Raw genomic sequence first — 18,285 nt, forward strand, 5'->3', positions numbered from 1 at the left:
AGAGGAGGGGTTGATCATGGAAAAAAGATTTGAAATTGTAAGCAAAAGAAAGCTGAACGATAACATTACCTGGCTGGTCATCAAAGCACCGCTGGTAGCCAGGAAAGCCAAGCCGGGTCAGTTCATCATCCTTCGTACAGATGAATATGGTGAGAGGGTTCCTCTCACCATGGCCGGCGAGCATCCAGAGGATGGCACCATCGATCTGATCTACGCCGCAGTAGGCAGATCCACCATGCTGATGGATCAGATGGAAGTAGGCGACTGCTTCGCTGATATCGTTGGCCCGCTGGGTAAGCCGACAGAGATGGAAGGCCTGAAGAAGGTCTGCGTCGTCGGCGGTGGTACCGGTAACGCTCTGGCATACCCCCTGGCCGTTGGAATGCACAACCACGGCATCCACGTGGACATGATCACCGGATTCAAGAACAAGGATCTGGTCATCCTGCAGGATGAGTTCGCAGCAGGCACAGACAGACTGTTCCTGGTGACCGATGACGGTTCTGCCGGTGAGAAGATGTTCACCACCCAGAAGCTGGAGCAGCTGATCGAGGAAGGCAATGAGTACGACGAGATCGTCGCTATCGGACCTCCGATCATGATGAAGTTCACCTGCCAGATCGCTGAGAAGCACGGCATCAAGTCCATCGCATCCCTGACCGCCTATATGATCGACGGAACAGGCATGTGTGGTGGCTGCCGTGTCAGCATCGATGGCGAGGAAAAGTACGTCTGCGTCGACGGACCTGAGTTCGATGGATCCAAGGTCAACTGGGACGAGGTACTCCAGAGAAGTGCATACTACGCTGAGCAGGAGAAATATGACAGAGAACATGTCTGCCGTCTGACAGGAGGTGTACGTTACTATGATTAATCTGAGAATGAAGAAAAATCCGATGCCTGAACAGGATCCGATGGTTCGTAACAAGAACTTCCTGGAGGTAACCCTGGGATATACGCCTGAGCAGGCGATCAGCGAGGCAATGAGATGCCTCAAGTGCCGCAAAAAGCCCTGCATGGGCGGATGTCCGGTAATGATCAAGATCCCTGACTTTGTAGCCAAGGTTGCAGAGGGAGATTTTGAGGCTGCTTATCAGATCATCAGTGAGGACAGTTCTCTGCCCGCTATCTGCGGACGTGTCTGCCCCCAGGAGAACCAGTGTGAGGGCGTCTGTGTCCGTGGCACCAAGGGCGAGCCGGTATCCATCGGTCGTCTGGAGAGATTCGTTGCTGACTGGCACGCTGCCAACTTTGGTGACGAAGAGATCCCGGCTGTGGAAACCAACGGTCATAAGGTAGCTATCATCGGTGCAGGTCCTGCGGGACTGGCATGCGCTGGCGACCTGATCAACAAGGGTTATGAAGTCACCGTGTTTGAGTCTCTGCACAAGACCGGAGGCGTACTGGTCTACGGTATTCCTCAGTTCCGTCTCCCCAAGGAGATCGTAGCTGCTGAAGTCTCCAAGCTGGAGGCCAAGGGTGTCAAGTTCGTCACCGATGCCATCATCGGAAGAGCCATCACCGTTGATGAGCTGATCGAGGAAGAAGGATTTGAGTCCGTATTCATCGGAACCGGTGCTGGACTCCCGTCCTTCATGCACATCCCGGGTGAGAACCTGCTGGGTGTTGTATCCGCAAACGAGTATCTGACTAGAATCAACCTGATGAAGGCCTACAGAGACGAGTACGATACACCGATCATGCACCGCAAGAAGATCGCTGTCGTAGGCGGCGGAAACGTAGCTATGGACGCAGCCAGATGTGCCAAGAGAATGGGTGCTGAAGACGTTTATATCATCTATCGTCGTTCCGCGGATGAGATCCCTGCAAGAGCAGAAGAGATCCACCACGCTGTAGAGGAAGGCGTCATCTTCCACTATCTGACCAATCCGGTACAGATCCTTGACGATGGTAACGGCGACGTCAAGGGCATCGAGTGTGTGAAGATGGAACTGGGCGAGCCGGATGCATCCGGCAGAAGACGTCCGGTTGAGATTGAGGGTTCCAACTTTGTTGAGGATGTGGACTATGTCATCATGGCCATCGGAACCAAGCTGAACACTCTGATCATCGACACCACCAAGAATCTGGAAGCCAACGCTAGAGGTGGAATCGGCACTGACGACAGAGCCTGCACCAACCGGCCTGAGATCTTTGCCGGTGGCGATGCTGTCACAGGTGCTGCCACCGTTATCAAGGCGATGGGAGCCGGTAAGGTAGCTGCTGCAGGTATTGATGAGTTCCTGAGCAAATAACCAAATAGTAAATCTATCAATAGTGGACTGCTGTGCGAACTGCGCAGCAGTCTTTTTTTGGGGGGCTGATTCGAAAATGGGTCAAAAGGGGTGGGAATATACGTGGGTTTGTGATAAAATTGGGAGATGATAATCACAGAAGAAGGAGAAGAGTGTATGGGGATGAGGAAACGAGACATCGGTCTGCGAAGAGTAGTGGAACCCAACGGAGTCTTTCCCTTGGTAGCATGGAAACTGGATAACAGTCGTGAGATTGGTCCGGGAGAGATGCGGGTACGAATTGAGCGGATCCATCTGGAGTGGGACAATTTTCAGCAGATCCTCAGCAGCTGCGGCTACAAGGAGATCGAGGTAAAGGCCCGTATCCTGGACATCATTGAGAAGCGGGGCAAGTTGCAGAACCCTTTCACCGGCACGGGAGGTGTATTTCTGGGCACCGTGGAAGAGATCGCAGATGGATTTCGCGGAGAGATGGATTTCGCCGTGGGAGACAAAGTCTATTACGCGGCGACCTTGGGCGCTATTCCTATCCACATCGACCGGATCGATCATATCGATTATAAATACGGACAGCTGGAGTGCAGCGGGTATGCCATCTGTTTTGAGCAGTCTCCTTTGTTTAGGCCGGAGCCGGGGCTCAGAGAGACCTATATGCTGGCAGCACTGGATGAGGCAGGCTCGATCTACAGCACCTATGAGATCGCCAGCGAACGGCTTTGTCGCACAGTGGCCATCATCGGAAGCAGCATACACACCATGCTGATCTATGCGGCAGCCATGCAGGAAGCCATCGGAGAGAACTGCCAGGTCATCGGCATCATGGATGAGTTTCAAAACGAGGAGATGTCCCGCAGAGAGATCCGTCAGTGTATGGAGCCACTCTTTCGGGAGATCATATTTGTTGACTTCCGCAACCCGCTTGAGGCCTTCTGTGACCTGCAGAAGAAGTTGGGAGAAGAGACGCGGGTGGATATGAGCATCATCACCGATGATATCCGGGGGACGGAGAGCGTGGCGTTACAACTGACCAGACAGAACGGATATATGTACTTTTCCTCGCTGTCCAACAACTATGCGGAAGCCGTGCTTTGTGCCCAATCGGTGGGCAAGGTCGTCACAGCGTTTGCTTTCGACCAGTTCGTGCAGGGGTATTACGAGTTCAGCATGCACCTGATGCACAGCCTGCATCATAAGATGGAAGAGGTGGACCGGCTGTACCAGAAAGCTTCCAGCAAGCTGGGCATCACCAAGAGCCGAGCCAACGCCCACAAGATCAACGCCACAGGAAGAGACGACGGGTTCATCTACCAGGATGTGGTGACCGCCCGCATGGTGGAGGACGTGATGAACATCGCCGGGTACGATTGTAACGTGATCATTCAGGGCGAGACTGGTGTCGGAAAGGAAAAGGTGCTGCAACTGATTCATCAGAACAGTGCCCGGTGCTCTGCACCTTGTGTCAAGATCAACTGCGCAACCATCGCCGAGAGCCTGGCGGAATCAGAGTTCTTTGGTTACGAGGCGGGGGCCTTCACCGGAGCACAAAGCAAAGGGAAGGCAGGGTATTTTGAGCTGGCCAACGACGGGATTCTGTTCTTGGATGAGATCGGGACACTTTCGCTGAACATGCAGTCCAAGCTTTTGCGGGTTCTTCAGGAGAATCAGTTCTACCGGGTAGGCGGCACACGGCAGATCAACGTCAACGTGCGCGTGATCTGCGCCAACAACGTCCCTCTGCGCCAGCTGGTGGACGAAGGAAAGTTCCGTGAGGACCTTTACTACCGCCTCAATATCTGCACCATCGAGGTGCCTCCTCTGCGGGAGAGGCGAGGGGACATCATGGCCATGGGTGAGTTTTTCCTTCAGTCCTATAACCGGAAATACGGCACGGAGAAGGAGTTCGCCCCGGGTGCGCTGCGGGCGCTTCATGATTACTACTGGCCAGGTAACGTGCGGGAACTGGAGAATGTGGTGCACCGACTGGTGATCGCTAGCCGCGGCAGTATCATCAGAGAGGAAAGTGTAAACGAACTGCTGAACGAAAGTGCCTACAAGGATATGGTGAAGAGCGTGCAACGCAGCTACGATCGCAATGACGCCCTGGACTTCCACCAGATCATGGAGCAGCAGGAGAAGAGACTCATCGAATACGCCCTGAAGAAAGAAAAGACCACAAGAAAAGCGGCAGACCTGCTGAATCTGCCGCAGACAACGCTGGCGCGAAAGAAGCTGAAGTATGGGCTTTAGGGTTAGTAGGTTGCAACCAATCGCGCTTCGCAGGCTTGCGCTCTTGGGCAACCCTGACATAGGACCTACCATCCATTCGCTTCGCGAATGGGGTTAGGTCTCTAGCCGTAGGTTGCAACCAATCGCGCTTCGCAGGCTTGCGCTCTTGGGCAACCCTGACATAGGACCTACCATCCATTCGCTTCGCGAATGGGGTTAGGTCTCTAGAATCGGTCGCTGTAGTTTACCATCCCCCGGAGGAATCCTCCCCGGGATGTTTTTTTCTTTTTGGAGCCTACCACATGCTCATAGTAGTAGATGCCGCCGTCCGCCCCTCGCTGGTCCAGCGTCAGGATGGCACAGGAGCCCAGGGTGCCGTCTCGCGGTGAGGTGAGGCTTCCGGGGTTCACACAAAGCACACCGCCATCCTTTTGAAAATATGGCCGGTGGGTGTGTCCGAAACAGGCGATCCGGCAGTCGTTCTCTTGAGCCAGGTAGGCCAGAAGATGGGTGTCCCAATCTACCTTTTGGAAGTGGCCGTGGGTCACCAGGATGTTGCCGAACTCTGTCCGGACGACCTGAAAGTCCTCCCGTCCGCCAAAATCGCAGTTGCCCGGCACCGCAATAGTGGGGAGACCCAGGTAGTCGCCGATGGACCGGGCGTCCCGGTCATGGTCACCGCAGTGGATGATCCGATCGAAGGGCTTTCCATCCGGGGTCATGGACGAAAGCTTCTGAAACATCTCATAGGTTTTCTCCAGATGGCCGTGGGTATCGCTGATCACAAAGATATTCATGGTAGTCTCCTGTCTTGCTCGATAAAATATATATGTATTCTAACACGGATTTTTGTGGTATCATAGAGAAAAGAGGTAAGAACATGAGAAAAATGATCGAGGAGAAATACTGGAAGCTGGGTCTCACCATTTTTTTTGCGGGAGCGGCGCTGATCGGGTTCTACCTGGCCCTGGTACACCTCAGCAGTCTGCAGGCTGCCTGGGATACCATAGTGGGGATCTTGCGCCCCTTTATCATAGGCTTTGTAATGGCGTATCTGCTTTGTCCCATCTATAACACGGTGACCAGACGCGTTTACCATCGCCTGGACGAGGTCATGGACAAGAAACGCGCCTTCCGGATCGCCAAGATCGCAGGTACGGTGGCGGCGCTTTTGACCATCTTTGGGGTGGTGGCAGGGCTTGCAGTCATGCTCATCCCATCGCTGATCGACAGCATCGTCACGCTGGTGCAAGTGACGCCGGGGCGGGTTAGTATGCTGACAGTCTGGATCAACGAAACGCTGGGGAATACTTTCAACGAGAAGATCGCGGGTATGATCTCCAATACTCTGAACAATTCCTACGAGAACCTGTTTGGCGTGTTCACCGAGCATGTTCTGCCGGGGCTGGATAAGTATGTGGGCCGGGTCTCCGAGGGAGTTTTGCTCACAGTGCGGACCTTCTTGCACGTGTTGATCGGGATCATCGTCTCCGTCTATCTGCTGAACGGCAAGGAACGATTCAAGGCGGAGGCCACCAAGATCATCAACGCTTTCTTCTCCCGGTCTAAGGCCAAGCGGATCTTTGACTTCGGCAACTTCACCAACCGGACCTTCGGTGGTTTCATCAACGGCAAGATCATTGATTCTGCGATCATCGGTGTGCTGTGCTACGTGTTGATGCGGATCTTTGGGATGCCGTATCCGGAACTTTGTTCTACCATCGTGGGCGTGACCAACATCATCCCTTTCTTTGGACCGTTCATTGGAGCGATCCCCACAGCATTGATCATCTGCGTGGTGAGTCCCATCAAGGCGCTGGAGTACCTGCTCCTGATCCTGGTGCTGCAGCAGTTCGATGGGAATATTCTGGGGCCGAAGATCCTGGGAGACAGCACGGGGCTGGCCAGTTTCTGGGTCATGTTCGCCATCATCGTGTTCGGTGGCCTGTTCGGGTTTGCGGGCATGATCCTGGGTGTACCGCTGTTTGCTGTGTTCTATTACTACATGAAACAAATCGTAGAGAAACGGCTGCGCCGGAAGGAGTTGCCGGAGGCTACGGAGGATTATCAGGAATTCAACAAGTATGATATAGACAGAAAGGACATTCTATGAAGAGACTGAAAGATGTCGATATGAGTAAGTATACCACCTTCCGGGCAGGGGGGCGTGCGGCTGAGCTGGTCCTCATCGATAACGAGGAGGAGTTGGTTCAGGTCACCCGTGTGGTGCGCCAGTCTGGCAGGGAATTCATGATGATGGGCAATGGGTCTAACCTGCTGTTCACCGATGGAGGGTATCAGGGGATCGTGCTGAAACTCCAAGGAGATTTCTGTACCATGCGTGTGGAGAACGATCGCCTCATCGTCGGAAGTGGAGTGCTGATGTCCCAGGTGGCTAGCCGGGCACTGGCAGAGGGCCTGACCGGGTTTGAGTTTGCCAGCGGGATCCCCGGGAGCATCGGGGGCGCGCTGTTCATGAATGCGGGAGCATACGGCGGTGAGATGAAAGATATCGTGGTCAGCGCCAGGGTGATGCGTAAGGATCTGACCATTGCAGAGATCCCTGCTGAGGAGATGGAGCTGGGCTATCGGCACAGCAACTTCCAGGAGGACGATGGCGTCGTGCTTTCGGTGACGCTGCAGCTTGCGAAGGGGGATCCGGAGACCATCGCTGCGCACATGAAGGAGTTGGCAGGAAAGCGAAACGCCAAGCAACCTGTACAGTATCCCAGCGCCGGGAGCTTTTTCAAGCGGCCGGAAGGGTTCTTTGCCGGGAAACTGATTCAGGATGCGGGATTGAAGGGGGTCTCTGTAGGCGGAGCCCAGGTGTCGCCGCTTCACTCGGGCTTTGTGATCAACACCGGCGGGGCTACCGCGACGGACATTATCACGCTGATGCACCTGGTGCAGGAGACCGTGTACGACAGATTTCAGGTAAGATTGGAACCGGAGGTCAGGATTATTGGGGATTAACTTGGACAATTACAGGATGACATTCGACTATCACACGCATACGATCTTCTCCCACGGGACCATCCGACCCCACGGGAAGGGGACGATGGAACAGAACGTGCAGGCGGCCATCGCCTGCGGATTATCGGAGCTGGCGATCTCGGACCACGGACCGGGCCATATGTTCTACGGCATCCGACGGGATGACATCCCGGTGATGCGGCGGCAGCTGACAGAACTCCAGAAGAAATATCCCGAAATCAAACTATACCTCAGCGTGGAAGCCAACATCGTGAACAACGGGAAAAACAACCTGGATGTGAGTCTGCGAGAGGCGGATCAGTTCGATTTCCTCATCGCGGGGTATCACTTCGGCACCAGGCAGAGCCACATGACCGGCAACTGGATGGCGGCCCATGGGGCAGCCGGGAAGGGTACCCGCAGCCGGCTCTACGATGCTAACACGGAGATGAACGTCAAGGCGGTGCTGGAGAACGATCTGAAGATCCTCACCCATCCCGGGGACAAGGGGGATCTGGACATGGCGGAGGTGGCCAAAGCCTGCGCCCGGAAGGGAACATGGATGGAGATCAGCACCTGGCACACTCACTTGACGGTGGAGGAGATCAGAATCTGCATGCGCGAGGATGTCAGCTTTGTGATCAGCAGCGACGCCCACACGCCGGACAGAGTCGGCAGCTTTCGGGGAGGACTGGAGCGGGCCGCAGAGGCAGGCCTGGATCTGGATCGTATCGTCAACATTCGCCAGATATAGGAGAGAGAGATGGAATCGAAGATAAAGGTCGTCATCGTCACCGGGCTGTCGGGTTCCGGCAAGACCGTGGCCGCAGACTGGTTCGAGGATCACGGATATTACTGTATCGACAATATGCCGCCGGCGCTCATCAAGAACTTTCTGGAACTGAGTTCCTTCAAGTCGGCGGGCCTTGACAAAGCCGCGTTTGTGATGGATATCCGCAGTGAAGATTTCTTCAACGGCCTGAACGAGAGCCTGGAATACCTGAAGAGCCGGGAGGATGTGGAATGGGATATCCTGTTTGTAGAAGCCTCGGATGCCAGCCTGATCAAGCGCTTCAATGAGACCCGGCGCAACCACCCTCTGAGCCATGGGCGGACCGGCCAGGAAGTCATCGAGATGGAACGGAACATGCTGGCAGACCTGCGTGCCCGGGCGGACCATGTGCTGGATACCACCAATCTGAATATCCCGGGCTTTGGTCTGGAACTTTCCCAGATCTACGAGCCGGCAAGTGCCGGCGGCCACCCCTTCTCCATCAACATCATTTCCTTTGGATATAAGTACGGGGTCCCGGAGGAGACGGACATGGTGTTCGACGCCAGATTCATTCCCAATCCCTATTATGTCAAGTCCCTTCGGCATCTTACGGGAAACAATAAGAAGGTCCAGAAGTATGTGCTGAAGTTCGACATCACACGCCAGTTCTGCGACAAGCTTCTGGACATGATCCGCACCATAGCGCCTTACTATGCCCAAGAGGGAAAGAACCACCTGAACATCGCCTTTGGCTGCACCGGCGGACAGCACCGCTCTGTGACGCTGGCCAACGAGATGGGCAGGATCTTCTCTGAACAGGGCTTCCGGGTGACGGTGGACCACAGGGAACTATAAGTGTAAAAAGAGACTGCCGCCGCGCAGTCTCTCATCATATCAGCGCCATTGAGGTGATGACCTTCAACCTAATCATGCCGCCCCTCCCTCCGAACCTGTTCTCTCAGTCAGGGACAAAGCCGCAAGCACGTTTCTTCTCATAGAGGTCGTGGAAGGTCTTGTTGTTCTTCACGACATTGTGAGCGGCATTGATGAGAGCATAGCGCAGGGCGGGGATCCGCGTTTGGACATTCTTGTCTTGGTAGCTCTGAATTTACCAGACTGATAGACCACTGGATCAAGGCCAGCGTAAGCAAGCAGTTTACCCGGACGTGAGAAACGATGGATATCGCCGATCTCTCCGAGAATGATTCCACCGTTGATGTATCCGATACCAGGGATCGTCATGATCACGGAATCGAGGGTATCAACGATATCCTTCATCTCGGCGTCCACATCCTGGATCTGTCTGTCCAGCAGTTCGATCTGTTCAATAGACTGAACGATCTGGATGGACAGGGCATGGTCGCTGATGCCGACTGACTTCTGTGCGAGAACTCTTAACTCTAAGGCCATTTCCTTCTTGAAGCGACCGTGGGAGGTGGAGACAAGAAGGGACTTCAGATGAGTCAAATGCATGGAAGCAATCTGCTGATGCGAAGGAGCCTCCTTCAGGATGGCATAACAGGTTTTCTGATGAAGTCCAGACTTGAAGAAGTATTGGTCTTGCGGATGTTGTTTCTCCGCATGGCGGCCGACTGGATCGGATTGATCAGGCAAACCTTGAAGCCTCTTGAGACAAGGAAGAACAACAGGTTGTTGCCGTAGTGTGCCGTAGACTCAAGACCAATGATGAGGCTGTCGGTATCAAAGACATTGAGCTTTGAAAGCAGCAGATAGAAGCCATCATTGTCGTTCGTGAATTCAAACGGCTTAACGAGCACCTCACCGTCGTCCGAAACGACCGACGCGAAGTGGTTGAGTTTGGCAATGTCAATGCCAACGTAATTCATAGGAACATCTCCCTTCCTTAAGCGAGATACTGTGATGCCTACTTTAACGATCACCTTCGTAGACTTGATGGAAATGAGTGCTCAGAGCACGCTCCGGCAAATCCAGCTATAAACGATTCAGATAATGTAGCGGTAATACACTCCTATCCAGTAGTCGTACTACAGGGAAAAATAACTTATCCACAGTATCTGAATGTATTATGGCATCACGTTTAGAAAACGAAAGGAAACATGGTCAATTCGCTTCTATATTGATCATACAAGGGGAAGTATGGGCATTATCATCCTGCTTGCAGTTGTGGTTGTATTGTGTCTCATAAGTATAGTATACAAGCAGATTACTGGAAAGGAGATGGACTTTTCTTCGTCAAAAGAAAAGAAAGAAAGCAAAGAAACTGGTATCAAAAGGTGGCTTAACGATCGTAAGTTATCTCGTAGATGGCAGGTGGCAGAATCTATGAGATTGGCAAACGAGGGGAAGGCCCCAGTAAAGAATAAAGAGGACAGATTCCATATCACGCAAAGGAATGAGGATATTGTCGAGAGCATGAGCGAGAAGGACGAAGAGTGATTCGATAACGGTTCAGTTGAAAAACAGCGGTTCAATTTCTGTTCGCGGGGTCGCGGGCCTGTTGAACCGCTTTTGTGTGCGTGCTATACTGAAGATGTGCTTTGAGGGCACCTATGCTTTGTATATTATTGAGAGATAAAGGAGAGATTCATTATGGAAAAGTTGATCATCAGTGCCTGCATTTGCGGTGCAGAAGTAACCAAGGAGCAGAACCCGAACGTACCTTATACCGTAGAAGAAGTCGTCAGAGAGGCGAAGTCTGCAGCCGATGCAGGAGCAGCATTGATCCATCTGCATGTCAGAGAAGATGACGGAACACCGACACAGAGCAAGGAGAGATTCCAGGAGTGCGTTGACGCCATCAGAGAGGTGTGCCCGGATGTCATCATTCAGCCGTCCACCGGTGGTGCCGTTGGCATGACCGACCTGGAGAGACTGGAGTCCACAGAGATCACTCCGACCCCGGAGATGGCTACTCTGGACTGTGGAACCTGCAACTTCGGTGGAGACGAGATCTTTGTCAACACTGACAACACCATCATCAACTTTGCGAAGATCCTGAAGGAAAGAGGCATCAAGCCTGAACTGGAAGTTTTCGACAAGGGCATGATCGACCTGGCGCTGAAGACAGCTGACAGAAAGGGCCTGCTGGTCCACCCGCTGCACTGGGACTTCGTTCTGGGCGTACAGATGAGCGCTACCGTTCGTGACCTGGCATTCATGGTCGACTCCATCCCGGCTGGTTCCACTTGGACCGCTACCGGTATCGGAAAGAACTGCTGGAACATCGTAGCCGGCACCATCGCTCTGGGCGGACACGTCAGAGTTGGTTTTGAGGATAACCTGTACCTGGAGAAGGGCGTCCTGGCCAAGAGCAACGGCGAGATGGTCGAGAAGGCTGTCAAGATCGCTAAGCTGATGGGCAGAGAGATCGCAACTCCGGCTGAGGCAAGAGAGATCCTGGGCCTGGCTCCTCTGAAATAGTATCTGAATCGGTAAGACATGGAAAAGGGATGTTCCAAAATCGGGAGCATCCCTTTTATATTGCTTTGTGCAGAGAGGGGCGGCGGTGGAGCCTTGGGGGGATTATGGCAGAATTGCGTATGGTTATGGCAGTGCCATAAGCATAGCCGGATTTGCCATAATCGAACAACCAACAATCTGAGAGGAGAGTCGATCTGACACACCATCCGTTTCTGTGCATTGACGCCGGCGGCGATCTGCGGTACTATAACTTCAGACAAAGAAAAGAGGGAATCACATGTCATTTTCCACAGATACCAAGAACGAACTGGCCCGGGTGATCCCGGAGAAGGACTGCTGCAAGCTGGCGGAGATCGCCGGGTTTCTTCGAGTGACCGCGGGATTTCTCATTGCGGGCGGCGGCCGGGTGCGGCTGACCATGACCACAGATAATCCGGCGGTAGCCAGGCATTTCAAGGGGCTGATCCGGGATTATTTTGATGTGGATACGGAACTGGATATCGAGAAGGCGCCGGCGCCGCGGAAGGGCTATTCCTACATCCTCACGGTCACCGATCTGGATGATTCTGATTCCATCCTGCGGGAGACCGGGATGCTCATGGTGAAGCAGAAGATGAACTACATCAGCGACGGTATCTATCGGGACATCATTCGTACCAAGTGCTGCCGCAAGGCGTATATGCGCGGCATCTTTCTGGGGGCGGGGACGATCAGCGACCCACAGAAGGGCTATCACCTGGAGTTCGTCCTGAAGAGTAACACGCTGGCAAAGGATCTGCGCCATCTGATCAACACCTTCGATGACCTCTCCGTCAAGATCACCAGGCGAGGGGACAAGTACATCGTGTACATGAAGAACTTCCAGTACATCCGAGACACCCTGGCCATCATGAAGGCCTACACCAAGGTGCTGGAGCTGGAGGATGTGGCCATCTCCAAGGAAATGCGCAACCAGGCTACCCGCATGACCAACTGCGACAACGCCAACATGGACCGCACGCTGGATGCTTCTGAGAGGCAGCGCCTGGCCATACGAAGGATCCGGGAGATGGATGCCATGGGGAAGCTGACGCCCAAGCTGCGGGATCTGGCCGAACTTAGGGAGAGCAATCCAGACGCCAGCCTGACGGCACTGGGAGAGATGATGGATCCCCCACTAAAAAAATCCGGTGTCAACAACCGGATGAAGAGGATCATAGAGTTTGCGGATAAGCTTTAGGGATTTCTGCACAAAGCTATGCGAGCGTGCCTTCCGGTTCCAGGCTGCTGGTGAAGATCTGACGCACACAGCGGAAGAGATAGGGCTTGTACTCGCTGAGAGAGGCAGGTTCCCCGTAGAGGATCACATTATAACAGGTCGAGTTGATGAGTTCCAGGATCGTGAATATCGCCAACTCGATTTTTTTCGTGGGAAGGATACCGTCTTCCTCCAGCATACGGGTGATGAAGGCGCGGAAGTCGATGGTCTCATTGGTGGCATCTTTCTGATATTTCTCTGCATTGGAAAAGAGTCCCCAGGAAAGGTTCTTGGAGATGAACCGCAGGAGAGACAGATCCTCCGCCAGACGATCCAGCACATAGTTGATCAGGAAGATGAACTTGTCGATCGGAGAGATAGCCTGCCCGGAGTCGGAGAGGGCATTCAGCCCCTCATCCAGCAGTTCTCCGGATTTCTGTATGATCAGCGCGTCTCGGATCGCTTCCTTGTCTTCAAAATAGTTATAGAAGGAACCCTTGCTGACGCCGGCCTTCAGGGTGATGGCAAGCACAGGGGTCTTGTGAAACCCGGTCGTGGTGAAGAGCTCATAGGCGCTGTTCATCAGGGCCGTTCGTTTTTGAAGTTTTTTTTCTTCGTTTCTGCCCATAGTAATAACCTCAATTTCAAATAGTTCTCTTACAATATAGCACAATATTGACGGATGGTCAACTTTTTGTTGACGAAAGGTCAGTTTTGTGCTATGATGCTTTCTGTAAAGAAGTATATTAGTTAGGGAGGGCTTATGAAATTCGGCGAGAGGGTAGTTAAGTACAGACATCTCATCCTCATCGTGGCGATCATCCTGCTGGTCCCTTCGCTCCTGGGGTACCTGGGCACCAGAACCAATTACGATATGCTCAGTTACCTGCCGAAGGACATGGAGAGCGTCAAGGGACAGGATCTGCTGATGAAGGAGTTCAATAAGGGCGGATTTACCATCGTCGTGACAGAGAACATGGAGAAGGAGGACGTGGACGCGCTGGCCACCAAATACAAGAAGATCGACCACGTGGAGAGCGTCATCGATCTGGACAAGGTGATCAATCCCCTGATCCCCCGGTCCATGTATCCCAAGGAAGTGCGGGAGAACTTCGACAACGAGGATGCCTCCATGATCGTGGTTTTCTTCAATACATCCATATCAGATGATGACTCCATGGACGCGGTGGCGGAGATCCGGAGGATCAGTGGCAAGCAGTGCTTTGCCTCCGGCATGACCGCCTGCGTGGAGGATCTGAAGAACCTCTGCGAAGAGGAAGAGGCCAAGTACGTGGCCATCGCGGTGATCCTGTCGCTGATCGCAATGATGCTGTTGCTGGACTCCTATTTCGCGCCGATCATATTCCTGGCCAGCATCGGCATGGCCATCCTATACAACATGGGGTCCAACATCATCATGGGAGAGGTCTCCTACATCACCAAGGCCATCGCCGCTGTATTGCAGCTGGGGGTGACCATGGACTACTCCATCTTCTTGTGGCACAGTTACATGGAGAAGAGGGATCAGGGCATGGAAGAGAAGCAGGCCATGAGCGAGGCCGTGAACGCCACACTGGTGTCTGTCACCGGAAGTTCCATCACTACAGTTGCCGGCTTCCTGGCATTGTGCTTCATGACCTTTACCATGGGCATGGATCTGGGGATCGTCATGGCCAAGGGTGTGGTGTTTGGAGTCATCGCCAGTGTTACTATATTGCCATCGATGATCCTTCTCTTCAACAAGGTTCTGATGAAGACGCGTCACAGATCTCTGATCCCCGACTGCAGTGGGATCGCGAGGCGGCTTACCTCCCATTACAAGGGATATATTGTTATTTTTCTGATCCTGGTGGTGCCTGCGGTGTATGGCTACACCAAGGACAACGTGATCTATGACTTTTCCAGGATCCTGGGCAAGGATCTCACCGTGGAGCAGGCTCCCTTCCTGGAAGCCAACCACAAGCTGGAGGATGATTTCGGCATCGCCTCCACCCATATGATCATCGCCGACAAGGACATCCCGCCGGAGGATGGCCGGGCCATGTCCAAGGACATCGAGAAGGTGAATGGTGTGGAGAACGTGCTGGGGATCGACGCATTCCTGGGACCTGCGGTACCCAGAGAGTTCCTTCCATCTCAGCTCCACGACGCGCTGATCGGGAAGGAGCACCAGCTGATCCTGGTGAACTCGGAATACAAGGTATCTTCTGATCCCTGTAATGACCAGATCGATGAGATCACAGGCATCGTTCAGAAGTATGACAAGACCGCGAAGGTCATCGGGGAAGGACCTGCCATGAAGGACCTGATTACGCTGACGGCCAGAGACTTCAGGATTGTCAACTTCATCTCTATCGGTGCAGTGTTCCTGATTATACTGTTCGTGCTCCGGTCCATTTCCCTGCCGTTCATCCTGGTGGCCTCCATCGAGTTCGCCATCTACATGAACCTGGGGATCTCGGGCTACACAGGCACGGAACTGGCATTCCTGGTGCCGGTCTGCGTCAGCACCATACAGCTGGGGTCCACGGTGGACTATGCGATCCTCATGTCCACCAGGTATAAGACAGAAAGAATGGCCGGAAAGGCGCGACGAGAGGCGGTGGAGATCGCCTCGGCCACCTCGATCCCTTCGATCCTGGTGAGCGCCGTCGGTTTCTTCACGGCGACCTTTGGGGTCGGCCTCTATTCAGATATCGGTATCATCAGCGCCATGTGCACCCTGATGGCCCGAGGCGCGGTGATCAGCATGGCCACCGTCATCCTGGTCCTGCCGTCCCTGTTGATGGCCTTTGATGGGATCGTTCTGAAGACAACGAGCGGATTACGACAGATTCAGCAAGGAGGAAGGTAATGAGAGCAAGATTTGGTTCTATAAGCCGTAGAAACAGGCAGACCCTGGTCGTTCTGCTGGCCACCTGTCTGGTGACCTGTTTCAGCTTTGGTTTTGCGGCCTATGCAGAGAGCGGAAGCACCGAGGCGAAGAGCAAGGCGACCTCCGAGAAGAAAGAGCACAGATCCAAACAGGATAGTGAGCATGTCTATGTGCTTCAGAAGCCGGACGGCAGTCCATACGAACGCATCGTAAACAACGACGGTTCGCTCGCCTATGATGGGTACGAGGATGCAGACCTTCCGGTGGCGATGGATGTGACCTATTATCTGGACGGGGAAGAGATCCCGGCCGACAAGCTTGCCGGCAAGAGCGGGCATGTGACCATCGAGATCGAGTATTCCTCTGAGGTCGAGAAGGACGGGACACCGGTGCCGTTCATGGCACTGACCGGCGCCATCTTCTCCAGCGAGGACTTCTCCAACGTATCGGTAGCACCGGGGAAGGTGGTCGATGACGGCGCCAACATGATCGCCGTCGGTTTCGCATTTCCCGGCGTGAAGGAAGGTCTGGCGCTGAATTCCAACCTCCTCACCATCCCGGACAAAGTCTACATCCAGGCGGATACAGACAACTATGATGTGGGTGAGATCTACACCGTGGTGACCAACGATGCCTTCAAGGAGATCGATCTCAGTGAGGTAGACAATGCTGACGACCTCATCGCCAAGATCGACGAGATGAAAGGAGCTGCCGGCAAGCTGGCCGACGGTACGGAGCAGTTGAAGGATGGCGCAGACAAGCTGAACACCGGAGCGCAGAAACTGAACAAAGGCAGCAAGTCTCTGGTGGCTGGCGCCAAGGAAGTAGCAGACGGAAACGGTCAGCTGAAGAAGAGCGTACCGACCCTGACCAACGGTGTCGGTGAACTGGCCAAGGGAAGCAAGGCCGTAGCGGATGGCAATGCCGGTCTGCTGAATGGACTTCAGAAGATGTATGGGAACAGCCCCAAGGAAGGCACCCAGGCCCTGAAGGCTGGCAGCAAGCAGGTGGCCGATGGCGCCGCTGATCTGAAGACAGGCACTGGTGAACTTGCGAAAGGCGCTGGGAATCTGGAAAAAGGGGCCAAGAGCGCATCGGAAGGAGCGTCCCAGGTATCTGCCGGGGTGGATCAGTTGGCGAACAGTCTGGGTCAGACCGGCGAAGGCCTTGGAAAACTCAGTGAGAGCAGTTCGGATCTAAACGCCGGGGCCGGTAAGATCGCGGAGGGCGCAGGCTCCACAAAGGACGCCATAGATGCAGCCATCAAGGCACTGGAGGGCGATGATTCCGAAGAGGCCAAGAAGGCAAAGGAATTGCTTGAGAAGGCCAAGGAAGCCGCCGAAGGCACCAGCGAGGGAGCGAGCGGCTACGAAGACAGTGTAAAAGCATATACCGGCGGCGTTGACAAGATTGCAAAGTCCATGGGCGAAGCCGATGTCAGCGAGCTTGTCAAGGGCGCACATGACCTGAAAGATGGGACCGAGCAGGTCTCTGATGGAGCGGCGGAGCTGGCTAAAGGAGTCGAAGATGCAGACAAGGGCGCTTCCCAGCTGTCCGGTGGTGCCTCCCAGGTCGATGCTGGCCTCGGCGAGGTGAACAAGGCTTTGTCCGGGCAGCTCATCCCGGGCGCACAGCAGCTGGCTACCGGATCGGATCAGCTCTACACAGGCGTCACCAAGCTCCAGGGCGGCAGTAAGACCCTGGCCAATGGCGTCAACAAATTGAGCGATGGCTCCATGGAACTCTACAAGGGCACGGTGAAGTTCAGCGGCGGACAGGCCCAGTTTGCCAAGGGAATGGGTCAGCTGGCCAAGGGGACCAAGGCGCTGGACAGTGCTGTGGACGGTGCCATGGACAAGGTGAAGGGCGAACTACGCAAGCTGGACGATTCCAACATGCTTAACGTGATCGACAACGCCAAGTCGGTGAACCGCGCCGCCAAGTCCTACAAGAGTTTCGAGGGAAAGGGCTCCTACGAGCAGGTATCCTTCATCTACAAGATCGATGGCGTGTCGACAAAATAAGAGAATCCAGAGAAACCCGCGTCAAACGCGGGTTTTCTTGTTATGATTGTTGCATATTCTTATAGCTTTTTTGGTGAGTTGCACCATTTATGTTTATGTGGTATAATATTTTTGACTAATCTGGAATTTCTTGATATTGCAAGCAGCCGGAGCACGTTCTCGTTGCGCCGGTTGTATTATAGGAGGAGGTGATTCGCTTGTTTATTGATGAACTCAACAAGATCAATGAGAGCGAAAGCAGGGCTGAGCAGATGCAGAAGGATGCTCGCGCCGAAGCGAAGAAGATCCTGGAGGATGCCAAAACGGAAGCGTCCGGGATCATCGCGCGTGCCAGAAGCAAGGCGGAAACGATCCGCAGAGAATGCATCGCGGAAGGGGAGAATACCTCTATCAGCCAGTATGAGGCGTATATGAAAGAGGCGGAAGCCTCAGATATGCTGATACTTGAGCAGGCCCGTGCAAACAAAGAAAAGGCGATCGATTGGATCGCAGAAAGGATCGTGGATCAGTGTCAGTAA

17 protein-coding genes are annotated in these 18,285 nt (G+C 53.9%); 13 read left to right on the forward strand and 4 right to left on the reverse strand.

What is annotated here, in order from left to right; genetic code table 11:
- Window positions 1–16 precede the first annotated feature (16 nt).
- The 3 genes from P156_RS0100050 (at window position 17) to P156_RS12555 (ending at window position 4,502) form a co-directional block, all read left to right on the forward strand.
- Window positions 17–874, forward strand: a complete 858-nt coding sequence (locus P156_RS0100050; protein ID WP_034801936.1) for a sulfide/dihydroorotate dehydrogenase-like FAD/NAD-binding protein — start codon at window positions 17–19, stop codon at window positions 872–874.
- A complete protein-coding gene (gene gltA, locus P156_RS0100055; RefSeq protein ID WP_027868404.1) occupies window positions 867–2,255 on the forward strand; it encodes an NADPH-dependent glutamate synthase in 1,389 nt (462 codons plus the stop codon). Before P156_RS0100050 ends, gltA begins: the two co-directional genes overlap by 8 nt.
- A gap of 156 nt (window positions 2,256–2,411) precedes the next feature.
- Window positions 2,412–4,502 (forward strand): sigma 54-interacting transcriptional regulator, encoded by a 2,091-nt coding sequence (locus tag P156_RS12555; protein WP_051600409.1) that lies wholly within the window; start codon window positions 2,412–2,414, stop codon window positions 4,500–4,502.
- 203 nt (window positions 4,503–4,705) lie between these two features.
- On the opposite strand, the gene P156_RS12560 is transcribed toward P156_RS12555, so the two are convergent.
- Complete coding sequence (locus P156_RS12560; protein WP_051600411.1) at window positions 4,706–5,278, reverse strand: metallophosphoesterase; 573 nt, start codon at window positions 5,276–5,278, stop codon at window positions 4,706–4,708.
- Window positions 5,279–5,361: 83 nt separating this feature from the next.
- Here P156_RS12560 and P156_RS0100070 point away from each other — a divergent pair, with 83 nt between their 5' ends.
- Genes P156_RS0100070 through rapZ form a run of 4 tightly spaced genes read left to right on the forward strand, consistent with a single transcriptional unit; the run spans window position 5,362 to window position 9,084 of the window.
- Window positions 5,362–6,594, forward strand: coding sequence for an AI-2E family transporter (locus P156_RS0100070; protein WP_027868405.1), 1,233 nt, complete (start codon window positions 5,362–5,364; stop codon window positions 6,592–6,594).
- The gene (gene murB, locus P156_RS10905) at window positions 6,591–7,454 is read left to right on the forward strand and encodes a UDP-N-acetylmuramate dehydrogenase (RefSeq protein WP_051600413.1); all 864 of its coding nucleotides are present in this window, start codon (window positions 6,591–6,593) and stop codon (window positions 7,452–7,454) included. The genes P156_RS0100070 and murB overlap by 4 nt, the downstream gene beginning before the upstream one ends.
- Window positions 7,444–8,208, forward strand: coding sequence for a PHP domain-containing protein (locus P156_RS0100080; protein WP_185752086.1), 765 nt, complete (start codon window positions 7,444–7,446; stop codon window positions 8,206–8,208). Before murB ends, P156_RS0100080 begins: the two co-directional genes overlap by 11 nt.
- 9 nt (window positions 8,209–8,217) lie before the next feature.
- On the forward strand, window positions 8,218–9,084 hold the full coding sequence (gene rapZ, locus P156_RS0100085; protein WP_034801939.1) for an RNase adapter RapZ: 867 nt from the start codon (window positions 8,218–8,220) through the stop codon (window positions 9,082–9,084).
- Window positions 9,085–9,252: 168 nt separating this feature from the next.
- Here rapZ and P156_RS13470 read toward each other — a convergent pair whose 3' ends face one another.
- Both P156_RS13470 and P156_RS13475 read right to left on the reverse strand, forming a co-directional pair.
- On the reverse strand, window positions 9,253–9,702 hold the full coding sequence (locus P156_RS13470; RefSeq protein ID WP_242838672.1) for a transposase: 450 nt from the start codon (window positions 9,700–9,702) through the stop codon (window positions 9,253–9,255).
- 32 nt (window positions 9,703–9,734) lie between these two features.
- Window positions 9,735–10,076 carry an IS110 family transposase gene (locus P156_RS13475; protein ID WP_242838673.1) on the reverse strand — a complete coding sequence of 114 codons (342 nt, stop codon included), beginning with the start codon at window positions 10,074–10,076 and terminating at the stop codon, window positions 9,735–9,737.
- Window positions 10,077–10,347: 271 nt separating this feature from the next.
- On the opposite strand from P156_RS13475, the gene P156_RS0100095 reads away from it, so the two are divergent.
- From P156_RS0100095 to whiA, 3 genes are all read left to right on the forward strand, one after another.
- Window positions 10,348–10,647: a hypothetical protein gene (locus P156_RS0100095; RefSeq protein WP_027868408.1), complete on the forward strand. Its 300-nt coding sequence runs from the start codon at window positions 10,348–10,350 to the stop codon at window positions 10,645–10,647.
- Between the two features lie 153 nt (window positions 10,648–10,800).
- Window positions 10,801–11,631: a 3-keto-5-aminohexanoate cleavage protein gene (locus P156_RS0100100; RefSeq protein WP_027868409.1), complete on the forward strand. Its 831-nt coding sequence runs from the start codon at window positions 10,801–10,803 to the stop codon at window positions 11,629–11,631.
- 277 nt (window positions 11,632–11,908) lie between these two features.
- Window positions 11,909–12,850: a DNA-binding protein WhiA gene (gene whiA, locus P156_RS0100105; protein WP_027868410.1), complete on the forward strand. Its 942-nt coding sequence runs from the start codon at window positions 11,909–11,911 to the stop codon at window positions 12,848–12,850.
- 16 nt (window positions 12,851–12,866) lie between these two features.
- Here the strand turns inward: whiA and P156_RS0100110 are convergent, their stop codons facing one another.
- Window positions 12,867–13,496 carry a TetR/AcrR family transcriptional regulator gene (locus P156_RS0100110; RefSeq protein WP_027868411.1) on the reverse strand — a complete coding sequence of 210 codons (630 nt, stop codon included), beginning with the start codon at window positions 13,494–13,496 and terminating at the stop codon, window positions 12,867–12,869.
- Between the two features lie 135 nt (window positions 13,497–13,631).
- Here P156_RS0100110 and P156_RS0100115 point away from each other — a divergent pair, with 135 nt between their 5' ends.
- The 3 genes from P156_RS0100115 to P156_RS0100125 all read left to right on the forward strand — a co-directional run bounded on the left by P156_RS0100115 (window position 13,632) and on the right by P156_RS0100125 (window position 18,285).
- Window positions 13,632–15,722 carry an RND family transporter gene (locus P156_RS0100115; protein WP_027868412.1) on the forward strand — a complete coding sequence of 697 codons (2,091 nt, stop codon included), beginning with the start codon at window positions 13,632–13,634 and terminating at the stop codon, window positions 15,720–15,722.
- Window positions 15,722–17,767 (forward strand): hypothetical protein, encoded by a 2,046-nt coding sequence (locus P156_RS0100120; RefSeq protein ID WP_027868413.1) that lies wholly within the window; start codon window positions 15,722–15,724, stop codon window positions 17,765–17,767. The genes P156_RS0100115 and P156_RS0100120 overlap by 1 nt, the downstream gene beginning before the upstream one ends.
- Window positions 17,768–17,964: 197 nt before the next feature.
- Entirely contained in the window at window positions 17,965–18,285 is a 321-nt protein-coding gene (locus tag P156_RS0100125; RefSeq protein ID WP_027868414.1) for a hypothetical protein, read from the forward strand.

Origin of the sequence: Eubacterium sp. AB3007, assembly GCF_000688015.1 — a bacterium.
In the GTDB taxonomy this organism is placed as follows: Bacteria; Bacillota; Clostridia; order Peptostreptococcales; family Anaerovoracaceae; genus Aminicella.